Annotated in this window: 23 protein-coding genes; 6 read left to right on the forward strand and 17 right to left on the reverse strand. The window is 70.2% G+C overall.

All coding sequences use genetic code 11. From position 1 onward, the window contains the following. Positions 1-38: 38 nt before the first annotated feature. From OG456_RS11280 to OG456_RS11290, 3 genes are all read right to left on the reverse strand, one after another. On the reverse strand, positions 39-1,043 hold the full coding sequence (locus OG456_RS11280; protein WP_266559805.1) for a methionine synthase: 1,005 nt from the start codon (positions 1,041-1,043) through the stop codon (positions 39-41). A gap of 61 nt (positions 1,044-1,104) precedes the next feature. Continuing rightward, on the reverse strand, positions 1,105-1,803 hold the full coding sequence (locus OG456_RS11285) for an SDR family oxidoreductase (RefSeq protein ID WP_266559807.1): 699 nt from the start codon (positions 1,801-1,803) through the stop codon (positions 1,105-1,107). A gap of 7 nt (positions 1,804-1,810) precedes the next feature. Beyond that, the gene (locus tag OG456_RS11290) at positions 1,811-2,350 is read right to left on the reverse strand and encodes a TIGR00730 family Rossman fold protein (protein ID WP_266559809.1); all 540 of its coding nucleotides are present in this window, start codon (positions 2,348-2,350) and stop codon (positions 1,811-1,813) included. A 52-nt stretch (positions 2,351-2,402) separates the two neighbouring features. Between OG456_RS11290 and OG456_RS11295 the strand changes: the two genes are divergently transcribed. After that, the gene (locus tag OG456_RS11295) at positions 2,403-2,726 is read left to right on the forward strand and encodes a DUF427 domain-containing protein (protein ID WP_266569150.1); all 324 of its coding nucleotides are present in this window, start codon (positions 2,403-2,405) and stop codon (positions 2,724-2,726) included. Positions 2,727-2,767: 41 nt separating this feature from the next. Beyond that, a complete protein-coding gene (locus OG456_RS11300) occupies positions 2,768-3,547 on the forward strand; it encodes an alpha/beta fold hydrolase (protein WP_266559811.1) in 780 nt (259 codons plus the stop codon). 40 nt (positions 3,548-3,587) lie between these two features. On the opposite strand, the gene mnmA is transcribed toward OG456_RS11300, so the two are convergent. After that, entirely contained in the window at positions 3,588-4,718 is a 1,131-nt protein-coding gene (gene mnmA / locus OG456_RS11305; RefSeq protein WP_116509612.1) for a tRNA 2-thiouridine(34) synthase MnmA, read from the reverse strand. Positions 4,719-4,802: 84 nt separating this feature from the next. On the opposite strand from mnmA, the gene OG456_RS11310 reads away from it, so the two are divergent. Then, positions 4,803-5,507, forward strand: a complete 705-nt coding sequence (locus OG456_RS11310; RefSeq protein ID WP_266559814.1) for an N-acetylmuramoyl-L-alanine amidase — start codon at positions 4,803-4,805, stop codon at positions 5,505-5,507. A 175-nt stretch (positions 5,508-5,682) separates the two neighbouring features. On the opposite strand, the gene OG456_RS11315 is transcribed toward OG456_RS11310, so the two are convergent. The 3 genes from OG456_RS11315 to OG456_RS11325 form a co-directional block, all read right to left on the reverse strand. Then, positions 5,683-6,852 (reverse strand): cysteine desulfurase family protein, encoded by a 1,170-nt coding sequence (locus OG456_RS11315; RefSeq protein WP_266559816.1) that lies wholly within the window; start codon positions 6,850-6,852, stop codon positions 5,683-5,685. Positions 6,853-6,931: 79 nt separating this feature from the next. Next, positions 6,932-7,222, reverse strand: coding sequence for a DUF4190 domain-containing protein (locus tag OG456_RS11320; RefSeq protein WP_266559818.1), 291 nt, complete (start codon positions 7,220-7,222; stop codon positions 6,932-6,934). Between the two features lie 31 nt (positions 7,223-7,253). Next, on the reverse strand, positions 7,254-7,415 hold the full coding sequence (locus tag OG456_RS11325; protein ID WP_266559820.1) for a hypothetical protein: 162 nt from the start codon (positions 7,413-7,415) through the stop codon (positions 7,254-7,256). A gap of 119 nt (positions 7,416-7,534) precedes the next feature. Here OG456_RS11325 and OG456_RS11330 point away from each other — a divergent pair, with 119 nt between their 5' ends. Further along, positions 7,535-8,152, forward strand: a complete 618-nt coding sequence (locus OG456_RS11330; protein WP_266559822.1) for a TetR family transcriptional regulator — start codon at positions 7,535-7,537, stop codon at positions 8,150-8,152. A gap of 77 nt (positions 8,153-8,229) precedes the next feature. Then, a complete protein-coding gene (locus tag OG456_RS11335) occupies positions 8,230-9,087 on the forward strand; it encodes an alpha/beta fold hydrolase (protein ID WP_266559824.1) in 858 nt (285 codons plus the stop codon). Here OG456_RS11335 and OG456_RS11340 read toward each other — a convergent pair. The 10 genes from OG456_RS11340 to OG456_RS50465 form a co-directional block, all read right to left on the reverse strand. Continuing rightward, complete coding sequence (locus OG456_RS11340) at positions 9,050-10,024, reverse strand: YafY family protein (protein WP_266559826.1); 975 nt, start codon at positions 10,022-10,024, stop codon at positions 9,050-9,052. The genes OG456_RS11335 and OG456_RS11340 overlap by 38 nt on opposite strands. An 89-nt stretch (positions 10,025-10,113) precedes the next feature. After that, entirely contained in the window at positions 10,114-10,968 is an 855-nt protein-coding gene (locus OG456_RS11345) for a thioesterase family protein (protein ID WP_266559828.1), read from the reverse strand. Between the two features lie 68 nt (positions 10,969-11,036). Next, the gene (locus OG456_RS11350; RefSeq protein WP_266559830.1) at positions 11,037-11,708 is read right to left on the reverse strand and encodes a trimeric intracellular cation channel family protein; all 672 of its coding nucleotides are present in this window, start codon (positions 11,706-11,708) and stop codon (positions 11,037-11,039) included. Positions 11,709-11,762: 54 nt separating this feature from the next. Further along, the gene (locus OG456_RS11355) at positions 11,763-13,157 is read right to left on the reverse strand and encodes a M1 family metallopeptidase (protein WP_266559832.1); all 1,395 of its coding nucleotides are present in this window, start codon (positions 13,155-13,157) and stop codon (positions 11,763-11,765) included. Positions 13,158-13,252: 95 nt separating this feature from the next. Continuing rightward, positions 13,253-14,611: an ABC transporter ATP-binding protein gene (locus OG456_RS11360; protein WP_266559834.1), complete on the reverse strand. Its 1,359-nt coding sequence runs from the start codon at positions 14,609-14,611 to the stop codon at positions 13,253-13,255. Positions 14,612-14,619: 8 nt separating this feature from the next. After that, positions 14,620-15,720, reverse strand: a complete 1,101-nt coding sequence (locus tag OG456_RS11365) for an ABC transporter ATP-binding protein (RefSeq protein ID WP_266559836.1) — start codon at positions 15,718-15,720, stop codon at positions 14,620-14,622. Then, complete coding sequence (locus OG456_RS11370) at positions 15,717-16,724, reverse strand: ABC transporter permease (RefSeq protein ID WP_266559838.1); 1,008 nt, start codon at positions 16,722-16,724, stop codon at positions 15,717-15,719. The genes OG456_RS11365 and OG456_RS11370 overlap by 4 nt, the downstream gene beginning before the upstream one ends. A 72-nt stretch (positions 16,725-16,796) precedes the next feature. After that, positions 16,797-18,569 carry an ABC transporter substrate-binding protein gene (locus OG456_RS11375; RefSeq protein WP_266559840.1) on the reverse strand — a complete coding sequence of 591 codons (1,773 nt, stop codon included), beginning with the start codon at positions 18,567-18,569 and terminating at the stop codon, positions 16,797-16,799. A 36-nt stretch (positions 18,570-18,605) separates the two neighbouring features. Further along, positions 18,606-19,604 (reverse strand): ABC transporter permease, encoded by a 999-nt coding sequence (locus OG456_RS11380; RefSeq protein WP_266559841.1) that lies wholly within the window; start codon positions 19,602-19,604, stop codon positions 18,606-18,608. A 186-nt stretch (positions 19,605-19,790) separates the two neighbouring features. Then, on the reverse strand, positions 19,791-20,219 hold the full coding sequence (locus OG456_RS50465) for a 4'-phosphopantetheinyl transferase superfamily protein (RefSeq protein ID WP_323136401.1): 429 nt from the start codon (positions 20,217-20,219) through the stop codon (positions 19,791-19,793). Here OG456_RS50465 and OG456_RS50470 point away from each other — a divergent pair. Continuing rightward, complete coding sequence (locus tag OG456_RS50470) at positions 20,154-20,315, forward strand: hypothetical protein (protein ID WP_323136420.1); 162 nt, start codon at positions 20,154-20,156, stop codon at positions 20,313-20,315. The genes OG456_RS50465 and OG456_RS50470 overlap by 66 nt on opposite strands. Positions 20,316-20,338: the final 23 nt, after the last annotated feature.

Genomic DNA, 20,338 nt, shown 5'->3' on the forward strand with positions numbered 1-20,338 from the left:
CTCGTCCTCCCGTTTGTCCGTGTGCGGACCCGGACCCGTCACTCTGGGTTGTCCGCGAGTGATCTCGCCGCCCGGACGCAGTGGGCGAGCGCGGCGCGCGCGTACGCGGGAGAGGCCCCCGCGAGACCGCACGACGGAGTGAGCGTGACCGACTCCGCGAGGGAGCCGGGATTCAGCCCCAGCCTGCGCCACAGCGTCCTGACTCCCATGACGCTACCGGCAGGGTCTGACAATGGGCCGTCCGTGCCCGGCACGACACCTGCGAAGAGCCGCGTGCCGGCCTCGACGGCCTCACCGATCGCGTCGTCGTCACGTTCGGTGAGCAGCGAGAAGTCGAAGGAGATGGCGTCGGCGCCGGCGCGGCGCAGCAGGGCGAACGGGACGTCCGGGGCGCAGGAGTGCACGACGACGGGACCGTCGTGGACCGAGACGGCCTCGCGGAGCGTGCTCTCCACGAGCTGGCGGTCGACGGCGCGGTGGGTGCGGTATCCGCTGGCGCTCTTGACCTGGCCGCGCAGTACGGCGATGAGGGACGGCTCATCGAGCTGGAGCACGATCTCGGCGCCGGGGACGCGGCGGCGCACGTCGTCGAGGTGGAGGCGCAGACCCTCGGCGAGCGAGCCGGCGAGGTCCCGGCAGGCGCCCTCGTCGGAGAGGGCGACCTCGCCGTTGCGCAGTTCCAGGGCGGCGGCGAGCGTCCAGGGGCCGACCGCCTGCACCTTCAACGGCCCCTGGTAGCCCTGCGTGAACTCCTCGAGGGCGTCCAGGTCCTCGCCCATCCAGGACCGGGCGCGCCGGGTGTCGCGGCCCGGCCGGTCCCCGAGCCGCCAGCCGCTGGGCTCCACGCGCGCGTAGAGCTCGACGAGCAGTCCGGTGGTCCGGCCGATCATGTCGGCGCCGGGTCCGCGTGCGGGCAGTTCCGCCAGATACGGGAACTCCTCGACACTGCCGGTGACCGTCTTGGCCGCCTCGCGCGCGTCGCCACCGGGCATCGATCCGACACCGGTGGCGGGCCCCGGCCTGAACTTGCTGTTTTCGCTCACCCGCGAAGCGTACGTAACGGGGCCGGGGCCGGCTCAAGCGCAGGTGGACCGAAGCGATGCGCTAACGGCCCGGACGCACCGTCAGGTCGTTGACCTCGGCGTCGCGCGGCAGGTCGAGGGCCATGACGATCGTCGTGGCGACCGACTCGGGGTCGATCCAGCGGGCGGCGTCGTACGGCTTGCCCTCCTGCTGGTGCACCTTGACCTGCATGGCGCTGGCCGTGCGGCCCGGGTAGACCGACGTGACCCGGACGCCGTTTCCGTGCTCCTCCTGGCGCAGGGAGTCGGCGAGCGCCTTCAGACCGTGCTTGGAGGCGGCGTACGCGGACCAGTCGGCATGCGCGCTGAGGCCCGCACCGGAGTTGACGAAGACCACGTGGCCGTGGGCGACGCGGAGCTGGGGCAGGAAATGGCGGGTCAGCTCGGCGGGGGCGACCAGGTTCACGTTCAGCTGGTGGCGCCACGACTTGGGGGTGAGCTCGCCGACCGGGCCGAGATCGACGACACCCGCGATGTGCAGCAGCGAGTCCACCCGGTCGGGCAGCGACTGGTGCGAGAACGCCCAGGAGAGCTTGTCCGGGTCGGAGAGGTCGCCGACGAGGGTGCCCGCGCCGGGGAACTGGGCCGCGAGTTCCTTCGCGCGGGCCGCGTCTCGCGCGTGGAGGACGAGTTCATCCCCGCGTGTGTGCAGACGGCGCGCCACTGCCGCGCCGATACCTGATCCGGCCCCGGTGATCACATGTGTTGCCATACGGGCCATGCTCGCATTAGAGCGTTCCGACTGATTCCTCCAGGTAGGCCAGCGCGCCGACGGGCTCCTCGGCGAAGAACACCAGCTCGGTCAGCGGCACCGGCAGGAACCCCTCGTCCTCCATGCGGCGGAACTGCTCCTTGAGGCCGTCGTAGAAGCCCGCCGAGTTGAGCAGGACGACCGGCTTGGTGGTCTTGCCGTGCTTCTTCAGCTCAAGGATCTCGGTGGCCTCGTCGAGCGTGCCCGTGCCGCCCACCATGATGACGACGGCGTCGGCCTTCTCCAGGAGCAGTGCCTTGCGTTCGGCGAGGTCACGGGCGATCACCATCTCGTCGGCGTTCGTCCGCGCCTTGGCGGCCAGGAAGTCCACGGAGACGCCGACGAGGCGCCCTCCGGCCTCCTGCGCGCCGTCCGCGACCACCTTCATGAGCCCGCTCTCCGAACCGCCCCACACGAGCGTGTGCCCGCCCTTGCCGAGCAGTTCGGCGAACTCACGGGCGGGGCGGGTGTAGCGGTCGGCGAGGTCGGCGGCGGAGAGGAAGACGCAGATGTTCATGCGACCTACCGTACGGGGGAAGAACGGCGGCCTCGCCGGCGCTGTCCCTGGTATGGCTGATGGACACACGATCACGATCGAGCAGGGCACCGGTTCCGTACGCGTCGTCCACGGCGGGGTGGTGCTCGCGCAGAGCACGCGTCCGCTGCTGCTGCGCGAGACGGGCTGTCCCGTGCGCTACTACATACCGCCGGCGGACGTCCGCGCGGATCTGCTGACCCCGTCCGACACACAGACGTACTGCCCCTTCAAGGGAACGGCGTCCTACTGGTCCCTGCCGGACGCCCCCGACCTGGTGTGGTCGTACCCGGACCCGAAGCCGGAGGTGGCCGAGATCAAGGACCACCTGTGCTTCTACGAGGTGGAAATCGTCTGACCGCGTGATGAGTTCCACCGGGCGGGGGAGTTTTCACGGACATGGACAAGAAGACGAACTCCTCCGACGGCACGGTCATCGCGTACGAGCGCACCGGCACGGGTCCGGCGGTCATCCTGGTGAGTGGCGCCCTGTCGGCGGGCTCGTCGATGGAGCCGCTGGCCGCCCGGCTGAGCGCCGGACTCGGCGCCGTCCCGTACGACCGCAGGGGCCGTGGCGCGAGCGGTGACACGGCCCCGTACGCGGTCGCCCGCGAGGTGGAGGACATCGCGGCGCTCATCGACGCGGTGGGCGGCAGCGCGGCGCTGTACGGCATGTCCTCGGGCGCGGCGCTGGCCCTGGAGGCCGCGGCGAGCGGGCTTGCGGTGACCCGAGTCGCCGTGTACGAACCCCCGTTCGCGCTCGACGAAGGGGGCGGCAAGGAGCGCGCGGAGTACACGCGGCAGCTGTCCGGGCTCCTGGCCGACGGCCGCAACGGGGACGCGGTGGAGCTGTTCATGTCGCTCACCGGCACGCCCGCCGGGATGATCGCGGGCGCCCGGCGGTCACCGTGGTGGCCGGAAATGGAGGCGGTCGCGCCGACCCTCGCCTACGACGACGCCGCGATGGGTGACGGTCTGGTGCCGCGGGAGCGGCTGGCCTCGATCACCGTGCCGGTGCTCGCCGTCGCGGGCGGGGCGAGCCCCGCGTGGATGCGCGAGGCGGCGCGGACGGTGGCTCAGGCGGTGCCCGACGGGACGTACCGCACGCTGGACGGCCAGACCCACGCGGTGGACCCGGACGCCCTCGGCCCGCTGCTCAGCGACTTCTTCTCGGCGTAGGACCGCGCACTCCGGCGCACTCCGGAAGCGGCTGACGGGACTAGGCGACGGCCTTCGCGCGCGTGGTCGTCGCGATCGTCGCCGAGCCGACCACGCGCGTGCCGTCGTAGAGCACGATGGCCTGGCCGGGGGCGACGCCGCGTGCGGGCTCGTCGAAGGTGACGGTCAGGGTGCCGTCCACCAGCTCCGCGGTCACCGGCGTCTCGTCGCCGTGGGCACGCAGCTGCGCGGTGTACGTGCCCGGTCCCGAGGGAGCCGTGCCGCACCAGCGGGGCTTGATGGCCGTGAGGGCCGTGACGTCGAGGGAGTCGACGGGGCCGACCGTCACCGTGTTGTTCACCGGAGAGATGTCGAGGACGTAGCGCGGCTTGCCGTCGGGGGCCGGGGTACCGATGCGCAGGCCCTTGCGCTGGCCGATCGTGAAGCCGTACGCGCCCTCGTGCGTGCCGACCTTGCTGCCCGTCTCGTCGACGATGTCGCCCTCTGCCTTGCCCAGGCGCGACGCCAGGAAGCCCTGGGTGTCGCCGTCCGCGATGAAACAGATGTCGTGCGAGTCGGGCTTCTTGGCGACGGCGAGGCCGCGCCGCTCGGCCTCCGCGCGGATCTCGTCCTTCGTCGTGACCGTGTCGCCCAGGGGGAACAGGGCGTGCGCGAGCTGGCGGTCGTCGAGCACTCCGAGGACGTACGACTGGTCCTTGGCCATGTCGGAGGCGCGGTGCAGTTCGCGGGTGCCGTCCGGGTGCTCGACCACCTTCGCGTAGTGGCCGGTGGCGACGGCGTCGAAGCCGAGGGCGAGCGCCTTGTCGAGGAGCGCGGCGAACTTGATCTTCTCGTTGCAGCGCAGGCACGGGTTCGGGGTGCGCCCGGCCTCGTACTCGGCGACGAAGTCGTCGACGACGTCCTCGCGGAACCGCTCGGCGAGGTCCCAGACGTAGAAGGGGATCCCGATGACGTCGGCGGCCCTGCGGGCGTCGCGGGAGTCCTCGATGGTGCAACAGCCGCGGGCTCCGGTGCGGAACGACTGCGGGTTCGCGGAGAGGGCGAGGTGGACGCCCGTCACGTCGTGGCCCGCTTCCGCCGCGCGGGCGGCGGCGACGGCGGAGTCCACGCCGCCCGACATGGCGGCGAGGACGCGAAGGGGGCGGGTGCTCTGCGGGGTCTGCGAAGTCATAGCTCTAACAGGGTACGGGGCCGCGGGAACCGAATCCCGCGAGTATCCGTTGTGGATCTCGTACGACGTGAACGGGGGCGGGTCGTGGGAGCACAGGGAAAGTCCCGGCGGAAGTCCGGGGGCGGCGCGAAGCGCGACGGTGACCGGGGGGTCAGCCGGCGGACGCTGCTGATCGGAGGCGCGGCGACGGCCGTCGGTGTGGGCCTGCTCGCCCGCAGCGACCTGGCGCACATGTGGTGGCAGATGCCCGGCATCGACAAGCCGCGCAAGGCCGGCGAGGTCGACTTCAGGGGCGCGGAGTGGGTGGCCGCGGCGGCGGCGAACTGGCGCCGGGCGGACCGCCCGGCGGACTACACGATCGACCGCGTGATCATCCATGTCACCCAGGGCAGCTACCAGGGCACGCTGAAGGTCTTCAAGGACCCGTGGCACGGGGCGGCCGCACACTACGTGGTGCGCAAGGACGGGCACATAGCGCAGATGATCCGCGAGCTGGACGTGGCGTTCCACGCGGGGAACAAGGACTTCAACGAACGCAGTGTGGGGATCGAGCACGAGGGGTTCGTGGACCGCCCGGCCGACTTCACGGACGCCATGTACGCGTCCTCCGCCCGGCTCACCGCCGGGATATGCAGGCGCTATGGGATACCCGTCGACCGGAAGCACATCATCGGGCACGTCGAGGTGCCGGGCACGGACCACACCGATCCGGGTCCGCACTGGGACTGGGACCGGTACATGCGCCTGGTGCGGCGGGCCCATGACGAGGGGCGTACGGCCAAGGCATAGGCCGCCCGGCCGTCATGCGCCTGGTGCGGCGGGCCCATGACGAGGGGCGTACGGCCAAGGCGTAGGCCGCCCGGCGGCGCCCGGACACACCCGGGCCCAGCCCGGCCGTCACCCGGCCCGGCCGTCAGCCCGGCCCGGCTGTCAGCCCGGCCCGGCTGTCAGCCCAGCCCGGCCGTCAGCTCAGCCCGGCCGTCCTGGCCCGCTCCACCGCCGGTCCGATCGCGTCCGCCACCGCTGCGACGTCCGCCTCGGTCGACGTGTGGCCGAGGGAGAAGCGCAGGGTGCCGCGGGCGAGGTCCGGGTCGGTGCCGGTGGCCAGCAGTACGTGGCTGGGCTGCGCCACACCGGCCGTGCACGCGGAGCCGGTGGAGCACTCGATGCCCTGGGCGTCCAGGAGCAGCAGCAGGGAATCGCCCTCGCAGCCGGGGAAGGTGAAGTGGGCGTTGGCGGGCAGCCGGCCGCCGGGGGCCGGGTCGCCGCCGAGGATCACCCCGGGGACGGCCGCGCGCACGGCGTCGACCAGGTCGTCACGCAGACCGCCGATCTCGCGGGCGAACCGCTCGCGCTGTTCGGCGGCGAGCCGCCCGGCGACGGCGAAGGCGGCGACGGCCGGCACGTCGAGCGTCCCGGAGCGCACATGCCGCTCCTGACCGCCGCCATGGAGCACGGGTACGGGGGTGTACTCGCGGCCCAGGAGGAGCGCCCCGATGCCGTACGGGCCGCCGATCTTGTGGCCGGAGACGGTCATCGCGGCGAGGCCGGACGCGGCGAAGTCGACGGGGAGCTGACCGTAGGCCTGGACGGCATCGGCATGCAGCGGGACACCGAACTCGGCGGCCACGTCGGCGAGTTCACGGACGGGCTGGATCGTGCCGATCTCGTTGTTCGCCCACATGACGGTGGCGAGGGCCACGTCGTCGGGATTGCGGGAGATCGCCTCGCGCAGGGCGTCCGGGTGCACGCGCCCGTACGTGTCGACGGGCAGGTACTCGACGGTGGCGCCCTCGTGTTCACCGAGCCAGTGCACGGCGTCGAGGACGGCGTGGTGTTCGACGGGGCTGGAGAGGACGCGGGTGCGGGCGGGGTCGGCGTCGCGGCGGGACCAGTACAGGCCCTTCACCGCGAGGTTGTCGGCCTCGGTGCCGCCTGAGGTGAAAACGACCTCACTGGGGCGGGCGCCGAGGGATTCGGCGAGGGTCTCGCGGGACTCCTCGACGGTGCGTCGGGCGCGCCGGCCCGCTGCGTGCAGCGAGGACGCGTTGCCGGTGACGGCGAGCTGGGCGGTCATCACCTCGACGGCCTCCGGGAGCATCGGAGTGGTCGCGGCGTGGTCGAGGTAAGCCATGGTGGGCTCGATTCTACGAGCCTCGGTCCCGGTGCTCCGCGCCGCGTGGGGTCCCGTCCCACGGAGGGCGCGCGAGAGGTCAGCCCGTGAGGCTCCAGGACAGCGTGTGATCGGTGGCGACGAACGCCGCGAGGACCGCAAGGTCGGCCACGCCGAGCCCGAGTCCGAGCAGCGCACGGCCACGGCGGGCGGTGCCGCGCCACAGGGCGAGGCCGGCGAGCACGATGGCGATGGGGCCGAGGAAAAGGTTGAGGACGAGCAGTCCGAGCAGCCCGAGGACGAACGAGGCGACGGCCATTCCGTCGGCGTCGCGCGTACCGGCGCGCGGCGCGGTGTCAGGAGTCGTACGGGTTTCGGCGGTGAGTTGCATGGTGGTACCCCCTCTGGTGAAGCGGATCGGATCAGTGCTGGTGGCGTCGCCGGGCGGTCCGCTCGCGCACGGCGAAGACGACCAGCCAGACACCGATGACGGCGGCGGCGACGAGCGTGACGGGAAGAGGCGCGTGGGCCACGGAGCCCAGCGCGACGCCCAGCAGAAGCAGGGCGGCTACGAGGAACAGCATGAGTGCCTCTCGGGGTCGGATCGGATCGGTGACAGTTGGGATTACAACCGTTCACTGACTTCTGAGTCTAGCGCGCGCACAGCTTCCGCATTACAGAGAACAAGTGTTAACTGCATGGCATGAGTCACACCCTCGGCGTCCGGCAGGCCCAGAAGCAGAAGACCCGACAGGCGCTGCTCGACGCGGCGTTGGGGCTGCTCGAGGACCAGAGCCTGTCGAGCCTGGGGCTGCGCGAGGTCACCCGGGCCGTCGGGGTCGCGCCGACCGCGTTCTACCGGCACTTCTGCTCGACGGCCGAGCTCGGCGTCGCGCTCGTCGAGGAGGCGCTCGGCAGCCTGCACGAGACGATCACCACGATGCTGACCACGACGGGGAGCAACGAGGAACGCCTCGGCCAGACGGTCGAGTTGATCGCCCGTCTGGTCCGCACGCACCCCTCCCACGTGCGCTTCATCGCGCGTGAGCGGCACGGCGGTGTCCAGCAGGTGCGGGATGCCATCGGCGGGCAGCTCGCGCGGTTCACCGAGGAGGTGGCCGAGGGACTGGCCGCGGACCCCGTGTCCGCGGGCTGGAGCCGCGACGACCTGCGGATGCTCGCCTGGCACTACGTCGAGCACATGGTGATGACCGCGTCCGTCTTCCTGGAGACCCCGCCCGAGCGCATGGACGCGGCGATCGACCTCGCCACACGGCAGTTGCGCCTCGTCAACCTCGGCAGGGCGCACTGGCTGGACTGAGGCCGGCCCACCGGCGACCTGCCACGGACGCCCGCGCCCCCACGCCCCCGGCCTGGACAAGCCCTAGCCTGAACTGCATGACCGCCGACTGGAATCTCGACCGCTCCTACGCCAGTTCGTCCGGTGACGTCGCCTGGGCCGCGCTCGGCCCCGCGGACGCGCCGCCGGTCGTCCTCGTCCACGGCACGCCCTTCTCCTCGTACGTCTGGCGCGGCCCGGCCCGCGCGCTCGCCGCCCGGTACCGCGTGTACGTGTGGGACCTGCCCGGGTACGGCGCCTCGGCCAAGCACGACGGGCAGGACGTCTCCCTGGCCGCCCACGCCCGCGTCCTGACCGAGTTGCTCGGCCACTGGGGCCTGGACCGGCCAGGCGCCGAACCCGCCGTCGTCGCCCATGACTTCGGCGGCTGTGTCGCCCTGCGCGCCCGCTTGTTGCACGGCGCGCGCTACGAGCGGCTCACGCTCGTCGATCCGGTGGCTCTCGCCCCGTGGGGCTCCCCCACGTACCGCCATCTCGGCGCGCACGCCGAGGTGTTCGCCCAGCTCCCGCCGGCCCTGCACGAGGCGCTGGTGCGCGAGTACATCAGGTCGGCGAGCCACCGGGGCCTGCACCCGGAGACACTCGACCGACTGGTCGCACCCTGGTGCACACCCGAGGGACAGCCAGCGTTCTACCGTCAGATCGAGCAGAACGACCAGCGCTTCACCGATGAGATCCAGGACCGGTACGGGGAGTTGGACCTGCCCGTGCTGATCTGCTGGGGCACCGACGACACCTGGATCCCGGTCGCGAGGGGGCACGAACTGGCGAAGCTGATCCCCGGCGCCGAGCTGCGGCTGATCGAGGGCGCGGGGCATCTCGTACAGGAGGACGCGCCGGCCGAACTGACCGGTGCCGTCACGGAGTTCCTGTGGGCGGACCGTACACGCCGGTGATCGCGGCGGCGCAGCGGGCGAGTTCCTCACGGATCTCGGGCGGGCCGGCGACCTCGACGTTGTCGGCGAAGGACAGGAGCGAGCGCGCCTCGCGCACTTCCCCGTAGCCGAGACGCACGGTGATCCACTCGCTGCGGCCGTCGTCGTCGGGCGGCGCCGTCAGCGCGTTGCCGCACAGCCGCAGGAACAGGTCGAGGTGGGTGCGCCGCACGCGCGCGGTGGCCTCGACGGCGCCCGGCCTGTCCTCGACCTGACGCTTCAACACGGCCCAGGCGTCCGCCAGTCGGACCCCCGGGCGCCGCCGTACGGGCGCGTCGGTGAGGGTCGCCTCGCGCACCCGGTCCGCCCGGAACAGCCGGGGCTCGGCGCGCCGGTCGGCGACGAGGTACCAGACCCCGGCCTTGGAGACGAGTCCGTACGGGTCGACGGTGTAGGTGCGGGGTGTGTCGGTGCCGCTGTGCCGGTAGCGCAGGCGCAGACGCCGCTCGGCGAGCACCGCCTCCTGGAGCACGCCCAGGTCCACGGCGGGCAGGGGCCCGCCCCTCCAGCGTGACGCCTCCACGAGGATGCGGCGGCTGATCAGCTCGGCGGCGGGGCGGTGCGGTTCGGGCAGCGCGGCCATCACCTTGCGCAGGGCCGAGCGGAACGCGGAGTCGAGTCCGAGCGCACTGTGGGCGCCCTGGGCGGCCAGGATGAACAGGGCGCGCGACTCGTCGGCCGTGAGCCCGGTGACGTCCGTGCGGTAGCCGGGCAGCAGGGCGATGCCTCCGTGCCGGCCGCGCTCGGCGTACACCGGGACGCCACTGGCGGAGAGCGCCTCGATGTCGCGGTAGATGGTGCGCACGGACACTTCGAGCCGCTCGGCGAGCTCGGGGGCGGCGACCCGCCCACGGGTCTGGAGCAGCAGCAGGATCGAGAGCAGCCGGTCGGATTTCACACGTCAGAGGATCTCGCGACGCGCGGCGCCCGAGGGCGCCGGGCTCGCCTCACGCCCCGACCCGGCGCACGCCGTGCGACCGGCCCCGGTCAGCTCAGCTTCGCCCGCGCGAGCTGCCGGGACTGCGCCACGAGGCGGTCCTCGCTGTCCCAGACCTCGGCGTCCTCCTCAAGGAAGCCGCCCGCGAGGTTGCGGGTGGTGATGGAGACGCGCAGGGGGCCGGGGGCGGGGCGGCAGCGCACGTGGACGGTCAGTTCGACGGTCGGGACCCAGCCGGTCAGGCCCATCTCGAACGCGGTCGGGGGCAGCGCGTCCACGGCGAGGAGCAGGGAGAGCGGGTCCGCGTCGCGCCCGTCCGCGAGGCCGAACCAGGCCCGCATCTCGCCCTTGCCGGAGGGCGAACCGATCGCCCAGCCGAGCGTGGCCGGGTCGAGCTTGAGGGCGAGCCGCTCGGTGATGGCGGAGCTGCCCTTGATCGGCGTGGGGCCGTCCTGCGCGCCGAAGCACTGCTCGACCGGCGGGAGGTGCGGTGGCTTCGCGGTGGTGCGGACGTCGTCAGGGAGCGCGTCGAGGTCGCCGTAGGAGGCGAGGACGCGGATCCGCTCGACCTCGGCGCCCTCGTCGTCGTACTGGAAGAGGGAGGCCTGGCCGGTGGAGAGGGTGCGGCCGGTGCGGACGATGTCGGTCCTGATCACGGCGGGGCCGGGATGGGACGCGGTCAGGTAGTGCGCGGAGATGGTGAACGGGTCGCTGTGCGGCAGGGCGTCACCGAGGGCGCGGCCGAGCACGGCGAGCAGGTAGCCGCCGTTGACGGCGCTGATGATCGTCCAGCCGGCCGAGAGGTCGATGTCGTACACGCCGGGCTCGCGCCGGGTGACCGCCGTGTCGCGGTCGAACTCGCTGTCGCCGATGACCGCCTGCGCGGCGGACGATACCTGTGCCATGCAGGTACGGTACAACAGGAAACTACTAAGCGGTAGCTTTTGCCGCAGGCCGAGCGCCGGGACCCCGGTCAGGGCGTCTCCTCCGGCACCTCCGCCGCCGACGACCTGCGGTGCCAGGCCCGCGGCGCCCGCCAGTGGTAGCGCATCGCGAGCAGCCGCAGCACGAACGCCGTGATGACCGCGGCGCCGCTGCTGAACGCGGACAGCACATCGAAACGGATGCACAGGACGATGATCGTCGAGCCGACGATCGCTGGCACCGCGTACAGGTCGCGGTCCCAGCGGACCAGGGACGGGACCTCGTTGGCGATGATGTCGCGCAGCACACCGCCGCCCACCGCGGTCGCGAGTCCGAGCGCCGCGGAGGCCGTGAGCCCGAGCCCGTAGTCGTACGCCTTGACCGTGCCGGTGACGCAGAACAGGCCGAGGCCCGCCGCGTCGAAGATGTTGACCGCGACCTGGGTGCGCTCCACCTCGGGGTGCAGGAAGAACACCAGGCCGGCGGCGATCAGCGGGGTCAGGAAGTACCCGAGGTCGGTGAACGCGGCCGGCGGGACGGCGCCGATGATCAGGTCGCGGAACAGCCCTCCGCCCAGCGCGGTGACCTCGGCGAGAACGGCGATGCCGAAGACATCGAAGTTCTTGCGGACCGCGAGGAGAGCGCCGGAGATCGCGAACACGAAGATCCCGACGAGGTCCAGCCAATGCTGGACGGAGGGGGTGAAGAGTTCCAGGAGCACCCGACATTGTTACGCACTGCCGGGTGCCGCCCCGAGCCAGGTGCGGCGCGTGGCCTACAGCGCGGGCTTGCCCTTCGTGTAGAGCCATGTCTGGAACAGCCCGTCGAGATCCTGCCCGGAGACCTTCTCGGCCAGACGGATGAAGTCGGCGGTCTGCGCGTTGCCGTAGCGGTGTGCGGCGGTCCAGGTGCGCAGGAGCTTGAAGAAGTCCTCGTCGCCGATCCGCTCGCGAAGGACCTGGAGTGTCATCGCGCCGCGGTTGTAGACGGCGCTGTTGAACATGGTGTCGCGCTGCGGGTCGGCGATGACGCTCTGCCAGAAGGACGAGGACGCGGGGACGGAGTTGTAGGCGGCGAGGAAGGAGTCGTGGGCGCTGGAGCGGCCCTTGTGCTCGTTCCACAGCCAGGGCCCGTAACTGGCGAAGCCCTCGTTGAGCCAGATGTCCTTCCACTGCCGCACCGAGACGGAGTCGCCGAACCACTGGTGGGCCAGCTCGTGCACGATCGTGCCCTCGGAGCGGACGGCGGAGTAGCTCGGCTTGGACTGCGTCTCCAGGGAGAAACCGGCCTGCGGCATGTCGTCGACGACCGCGCCGGTCTCCTCGAACGGGTAGGGGCCGAACACCTTCGACCAGTAGTCGGTGACCTCGGCCGTGACGCCGTACACGTCGACGTTGTTGCTGTTCTTCAGGACCGGGTCGATGGCTACGTAGATCGGAATGCCCGAGGGGGTCCGGCCGGTCTGGACGTCGAACTTCCCTATGGAGGCGGTCGCGAGGTAGGTCGCCATCGGCCGTGACTCGCGCCAGTGGTGCACGGTCTGCCCGCCCCGGACGTCGTACGTGTCGACGAGGCGGCCGTTGGAGACGCCGGTGAGGCCCTTGGGCGCCTTGATGCGGATGTCGTACGTCGCCTTGTCCGAGGGATGGTCGCTGGAGGGGAACCAGGTGGAGGCGGCGTTGGGTTCGCAGGCGACGAAGACGCCGTCGTCGGTCTTCATCCAGCCGTAGTCGGAGCCGAAGACGATGGGGCCGTTGAGCGCCTCGGGGACGCCGCCGTAGGTGACCGTGACGGAGAACGTGCGGTGGTCGCGGATCGTGTCGCGCGGGGTGACGCGTATCTCGTCGCCGGAGCGTGTGAAGTGGGCGCGTCTGCCGTTCACTTCGACGGAGGTGACGGTCAGCTTCTGGAGGTCCAGATCGAGGGAGGAGAGGTTCTGGGTGGCGCGCGCGGTGACGGTGGTGACGCCGTCGAGGCGGTCGGTCGCGGGGTCGTACGCCACGTTCAGGTCGTAGTGGGTGGCGTCGAAGCCGCCGTTGCCGAGCTGCGGGAAGTACGGGTCGCCGATGCCGTCCGAGCCGGGGGTGGGGGCCGGGGCCGCGGCGATCAGACAGAACGAGGCGGCCGCTGTCGCGACCGCTGCCAGACGTGCCGAACGGGAGAGTGCCATGAGTCGTCCCTTCGCGCGTGTTCCGATGTAACGGACACGCAGACTCTGCACTCCCCCGTCAGGGCGTGTACATGACCTGCTCGGTCAAATCCCCGCTATCTGCCGGACGACTCCTGTACGTCATCCGTCCCGTCCGCGTCACCCGCATCGTCCGACGGCTGTACGTCACTGTCGTCACCGGCGTCGGCGGCCGCCTCGGGGGTCTCAGCGGACTCCTCGGCGGACGCCTTGGCCGGCTTCTCAACCGATGCCGTGGCCGGCTCCTGAACCAGCGCCTCGGCCGGCTCCGCAGCCGGCTCGTCAGGAGCGTCGTCCGCGTCCGTCCGCGCCAGCGTCACCACCTCGATCGCCTCCTTGGCGACCGCGAGCAGCGTGGTGTCACCCGGGGCCTGGTCCTCGGCGTTCTCCGGGTGGTGACAGGCCACTTGGCGCCCGGGGGCGAGCTGGAGCAGCGGGGGTTCGACCGTCTTGCAGATCTCCGTCGCCTTCCAGCACCGCGTGTGGAAGCGGCAGCCGCTCGGCGGCGAGATCGGCGAGGGCACGTCGCCCTTGAGCAGGATCCGCTCGCTCTTGGCGCCCCGGCGCTTGGGGTCCGGCACCGGCACGGCCGACATCAGGGCCTTGGTGTACGGGTGCATCGGCGCCTCGTACAGCGAGGTGCGGTCGGCGAGTTCGACGACCTTGCCGAGGTACATCACCGCGATGCGGTCCGAGACATGGCGGACGACGGAGAGGTCGTGCGCGATGATCACGTACGTCAGGCCCAGCTCGGACTGCAGGTCGTCCATGAGGTTGACGACCTGCGCCTGGATCGACACGTCGAGCGCGGAGACCGGCTCGTCCGCCACGACCAGCTTCGGCTTGAGCGCGAGCGCGCGGGCGATGCCGATGCGCTGGCGCTGGCCTCCGGAGAACTCGTGCGGATAGCGGTTGAAGTGCTCGGGGCTGAGGCCCACCAGCTCCAGGAGGCGCTGGACCTCCTTCTTCACCCCGCCCTCGGGCTCCACGCCCTGGAGCCGGAACGGCGCCGAGACGATCGAGCCGATGGTGTGCCGGGGGTTCAGGGAGCCGTACGGGTCCTGGAAGATCATCTGGATGTCCCGGCGCAGCGGGCGCATGCCCCCCGTGCCGAGGCGCGTGATGTCCTGGCCCTCGAACTCGATCTTGCCGGCGGTGGGTTCGATCAGCTTCGTGATGACCCGGCCCATGGTCGACTTGCCGCAGCCGGACTCGCCGACGACGCCCAGGGTCTCGCCCTTGCGGACCTCGAAGTCGATCCCGTCGACGGCCTTCACCGCGGCGACCTGCCGCTGGAGGAGCCCCTTCTTGATCGGGAAGTGCTTGACCAGGCCCTCGACCTTGAGCAGCACCTCCCGGTTCTCGGGGGACGCCGCCTGCGCGGGGACCGTGGCCGCCGCAGTGTCCCCGGCGTCTTCCTTCTTCGTCTCGCTCACGGGCTCACTCACAGCTTCGGCGCAATCTCTTCGGTCCAGATCCGCGTACGGTCCTCCGGCGAGAGGTGGCAGGCGGAGAAGTGGTCGCTGCCGACCTCGTGCAGCTCGGGCCGCTGGGTGCGGGTGATGCCGCCCTTGGGCAGGTCCGCGTACGGGCAGCGCGGGTGGAAGGCGCAGCCCGAGGGGACGTTGATGAGGGACGGCGGCTGGCCCTTGACGGGGATGAGCCGCTCGGTCTGCTCACGGTCGATGCGCGGCATGGATCCGAGCAGACCCCAGGTGTACGGGTGCTGCGGCTCGGCGAAGATCTTGTCGACGGGACCGCGCTCCACGCAGCGACCGCCGTACATGACCAGGACCTGGTCGGCGATCTCGGCGACGACACCCAGGTCGTGGGTGATGAGGACGACCGCGGACTCGAACTCCTTCTGCAGATCCCTGATCAGGTCGAGGATCTGCGCCTGGACGGTGACGTCGAGGGCGGTGGTCGGCTCGTCCGCGATCAGCAGCTGCGGGTTGTTCGCCAGCGACATCGCGATCATCGCGCGCTGGCGCATACCGCCGGAGAACTCGTGCGGGTAGCTGTCGACGCGCTTGGCCGGCTCGGGGATGCCCACGCGGTCGAGCAGTTCGACGGCCCGCTTGCGCGCGACCTTCTTGGTCACGTCGTTGTGGACGCGGTACCCCTCCACGATCTGGTTGCCGACCGTGTAGTACGGGTGCATCGCGGACAGCGGGTCCTGGAAGATCATCGCCATGTCGCGGCCGCGGAGCCTGCGCACATCGTCCGGGGCGGCCCCGATCAGCTCCTTGCCGTCGAGCCAGATCTCGCCGGACATCTGCACGTTCTTGCCGCGCGCGCCGAGCCGGTGCAGGCCCATGATCGCCAGCGATGTCACGGACTTGCCGGACCCGGACTCGCCCACGATGGACAGGGTCTGGCCCTTCTCCAGCTTGAAGCTGAGCCCGTCGACGGACTTGACCAGGCCGTCGTCGGTCGGGAAGTGCACCTTGAGGTCGCGCACTTCGAGGAAGGCGGTGGGGGACTTGGCCGGGCCCGCGGCCACCGGCTCGCCCACGGCGGCACCGGTTTTGGACAGTTCGGTCACGAGAGCCTCACCCGCGGGTCGGCGGCGGCGTAGAGAAGGTCCACCAGGAGATTGCAGAAGACGACGAAGAACGCGGCGAGCAGGGTCACGCCGAGCACCTTCGGCAGGTCGTTGTCGGTGATGCCCTGTACCGCGTACTCACCGATGCCGTGCAGCGAGAACACGTTCTCGGTGATCACGGCGCCGCCGAGCAGCAGACCGACGTCCATGCCGAACACGGTGACGATCGGGGTGAGTGCGGCGCGCAGGCCGTGCCGGCCCACCACCGTGCGCTCGCGCAGCCCCTTGGCGCGCGCGGTGCGGATGAAGTCCTCGTTCATCGTCTCCAGCATGCCCGAGCGGGTCAGCCGGGCGTAGATGGCGGAGTACAGCAGAGCGAGTGAACACCAGGCCGGGAAGAGGGTGTTGGCCCATTGCGCCGGATTTTCCGTCAACGGTACGTACGTTCGCCCGAAGATCGGAATCTGGTAGGTGAAGACGAGCAGCGCCAGCTGGCCCGTGAAGAAGATGGGCAGCGAGACACCGGCCAGGGCGACGCCCATGAAGGCACGGTCGAAGAACGATCCGGGCTTGAGTGCCGAGATCACACCCACCGTGACGCCGGACACCAGCCAGATGACGGCGGCGCCCGCGGCCAGGGACAGGGTGATGGGCAGCCGGTCGGTCAGCTCGGGCCACACCGCGACGTGGTTCTTGAAGGAGTAGCCGAAGCACGGCGCGTTGCAGTGGACCGTGGTGGGGCCGAGGTCGTAGGTGGACCCCGCGAAGATCCCCTTGATGAAGTGCCAGTACTGGATGTAGACGGGTTCGTCCAGGCCGAGGTTGTGCTTGACCGCCGCGATGTCCGCGGCCGAGGGACTCTTGCCGATGTACTGCTGCGCGAGCTGGTCGGCGGACTGGCCGGCGATTCTCGGCAGCAGGAAAAAGATGCAAAACGTGACCGCGGTGACGACCAGCAACAGGATCACTGCCGCGATCAGCCGGCGGATGATGTACGAGATCACGGGGACCGGCGCTGGTGCCCGCGGACCGTGCGGCCCGCGGGCACCAATGCCTTCACCTGCCTTCCGGGGCTGCTACTTCTTCGTGGTGCCGATGTTGAGGTAGTCGTACTGCCCGCTGAAGGCGGCCGTGGACACCAGGTTGGTGGCGTACGGCGAGCGGTACATCAGGACCTTGAAGTAGGTCAGCGGGACGAGCGCCGCGTCCTCCATGGCCTGCTTGTCGATCTGCGCGTACAGCTTGTTGCGCGTGGCCTCGTCGGGCGCCCCGATGGCCTCGGCGAGCATCGAGTCGACCTTCTTGTCGTCGAGCTCCGACAGGGCGGTGTTGCCGGACTCGCCGACCGCCTTGCTGTTCAGGATCTGCTGCAGGAAGCCGTAGCCCGACGGCCAGTCGGCGCCCCACTGCATCATCATGATGCCGACCTTGTTCTTCTGGTTGAACTTCGGGACACCGGCGTAGTCGGTGAAGTACTTGCCCGACGGGTACTGCTTCAGGCTGGCGTTGATGCCGACCTTCTTCAGCGACTCGATGAGCGCCTGGGCACCGGAGACTTCCTCGTCACGGTCGCTGCGCGCCGTGATCGTGGTGTTGATCGTCTTCTCGCCGCAGGCCTTCAGGGCGTCCTTGGCCTTGGCCACGTCACCCTTGTTGCCGCTGGTGGCGTAGACGTCTTCCTTGGCGTAGCCCGTGATGTCCGGGGGCAGGACCGTGGTGGCGACGTCGCCGCGGATGGGTCCGCCCTGAGCGGTCTGCACCGAGACCTTGTCGATCGCGTACTCGACGGCCTTGCGGCAGTCGACGTTCGTGAACGGCTTCAGCTTGGTGTTGATCGCCGCGTAGACGAGACGGCCGCCGTAGGCGTTGTCCGTGTTCCCCATCTTCGACTTGTCGTTGACCAGCTGCGCCTGCGTCTGGGTGTCGACGCCCTTGCCCTGCAGGTCGATCAGGGTGTCGCCGGACTGCAGGTCCTTGTCGATCGTCTGCTGGTTGACCTTCAGGTTGACGACGATCTTGTCCGGGTACTGCTTGCGCAGCGGGTCGGACTTCGGGTCGAAGTTCTTGTTGCGGACCAGGACGGCCTGCTTGCCCTCCTGGTAGCTCTGGAACTGGTACGAGCCCGAGGAGACGATGTGCTTGACGTAGTCGATGCCGTCGTCCTTGGCCTTCGGCACCGGCGCGGTCTGCGGGGTGGCGACCAGGTAGTCGAACTCCTGGAAGGCCTGGTTCAGGTGGAAGACGATGGTGGTGTCGTCCGGCGTCTCGATGGACTTGAGGCCCTCGGCGCTCTTGTCCTTGTACGGACCCTTGTACTTGTCGCCGCCCTTGAGGAACTGCTGGAAGTAGTTCGGGCCGAGGGAGAGCACGTCACGCGCGAAGTTCGAGCGCTCGACGGCGTACTTGACGTCCTTGGACGTGATCGGCGAGCCGTCCTGGTACTTCAGACCCTTGCGGATCGTGTACGTCCAGGTCTTGCCGCCGTCCGACTGCTTGCCGGGCGCCGAGGCGAGGTCGGGGACGAGCGTGTTGCCCTTCTCCCCGGCATCGGGCTTGAACGTCATCAGCGGGCGGGCGTACAGCCGGCTGAAGTTGTACATGTAGGCGTAGTACGTGTTGCCCGGGTCGAACGAGTCGGGGACGTCCGACATCGCGTAGGTGACCGTGCCGCCCTTCTTCGTCGAGGCGTTGACGACATCCTTCGTGGCGGCGTTCGCACCGGCCGACTTGTTGCTGCCGTCCGAGCCGTCGTCGGCCTTGCTGCAGCCGGCGAGCAGCATGCTCACGCTGCCGATGGCCGCAACAGCGGCAAGTGATGACCTTCGCATGATGGTCGGAATCCCCTCCATTGTCGGAAACTTGTGGAGCTCTCTGTGCGGCCGGACTCAGCGACTGCGCGGGTCGAGAGCGTCGCGGAGACCGTCACCGAGCAGGTTGAACGCGAGCACGGTGACGAAGATGGCGAGGCCCGGAACGATCATGTACTGCGGATCGACCTGGAAGTAGTCGACGGCCTGGTTGAGCATGCCGCCCCAGGAGGCCTGCGGCGGCTGGATGCCCACGCCCAGGAAACTGAGCGACGCCTCGAAGATGATGTTCGTCGGGATCAGCAGGGTCGAGTAGACGATGATCGGCGCGACCAGGTTGGGCATCAGTTCCCGGAACAGGATGTACGGGCCTCGTGCGCCCATCCCGCGTGCCGCGTCCACGAACTCCCGCTCGCGCAGCGCCAGGGTCTGGCCGCGCACGATGCGGCCCAGATAAGGCCAGTTGAAGAAGCCGATCACGAAGATCAGCACGCAGATGTGCAGCGGCAGCCCGTTCAGACCGAACGCCCCGCCCTGGAGGGTCGCGGAGATCGAGATCGCGAACAGCAGCAGCGGGAACGCCAGGAAGGTGTCCATCATGCGGCTGATGACCGAGTCGACCCGGCCGCCGTAGTACCCGGCGACGACGCCGAGGATGGCCCCGATCACGTTCGACAGGACGGTCGCGCCGAAGGCGACGACGAGGGAGACCCAGGAGCCCTCGAGGATGCGCGCGAGGATGTCGCGGCCGAACTTGGGCTCCACACCCAGGGGGTGGTCGCCGCTCATACCGCCGAGACCGCCCTTGGGGAGCGAGCTGGTGGGGTCGATCAGGTCCTGGTGGAACGTGTTCGGGTCGAGGCCGAAGAGATGCTGGAGGGGGCGCGCCAGGGCGGCGATGAGGATCAGCAGGATGACGACGACGCCGCCGGCGACGGCGATCTTGTCCCTCTTGAAGCGGTTCCAGGCGATACGCCCGAGGGAGCGCCCCTCGATCTGCTGCCCCTTGGTGCCGGCGAGCACAGCCTCGGGCTGCACCTCGGCCTGGGCCCCAGTGGTCTCGATCGGTGCGGTCACGGTGTGGTTGACCCCTCTCGGCCGACGGTGGCCGGCCCACGCCCGCCGCTGTAGCGGCTTGATCCTGTTTCACACGCTGGACAGTCCGGGGGCATGGCCTCGTGGTTGACCGTTCAGCTCGTACACAGAGTCGAAACCCCGTGTCTGCAGGGAGTCTTCAATGCGCCTGTGACCAGCCGCCAGCCCTCACCGTGAAAGGTTGCGCAACCGTGATGAGGCGGCAGGAGTGCAGTATGCGGACGTGGGAACCGGCTGAGCGGACAATTCGCTCCCCTCGCCCCCATCGGTGGCGGGTCCGGAATGTAACGCCGTGACCGATGTGGCGAGAATGCCCCGCTCGATGCGCCAACTGCCCGTGAAACAGGGCGTAATGGTGCTTTGTCCCGGAAGTGGCGACGCGGGCGGGGCGGGCACCCGGACGCGGACGTCGAAGGCCGCGTCCCGGGGGCGGAAGTGGAGCCGGGCGTCCGTGAAGTCGAGCCAGCTCCCCATGAGGGGGAACCACGCCTTGAACACACTCTCCTTGGTGGAGAAGAGGAGGGTGTCCCAGTGGACCCCGGGATGTGTGCGCGCGAGACGGGCCAGCGCCGCGCGCTCGACCGGGTCGGCGACCAGATCGAGGACGCCCGCCGGCAGCGGCGCGTGCGGTTCCGCGTCGATACCGAGGGAGAGCAGACGCGTAGGGGACCCGCGACGGCGGCCGCGCGGTAACCGGGGCAGTGGGTCATGCTCCC

It is taken from the genome of Streptomyces sp. NBC_01446 (assembly GCF_026340095.1).
Taxonomy (GTDB): domain Bacteria; phylum Actinomycetota; class Actinomycetes; order Streptomycetales; family Streptomycetaceae; genus Streptomyces; species Streptomyces aureus.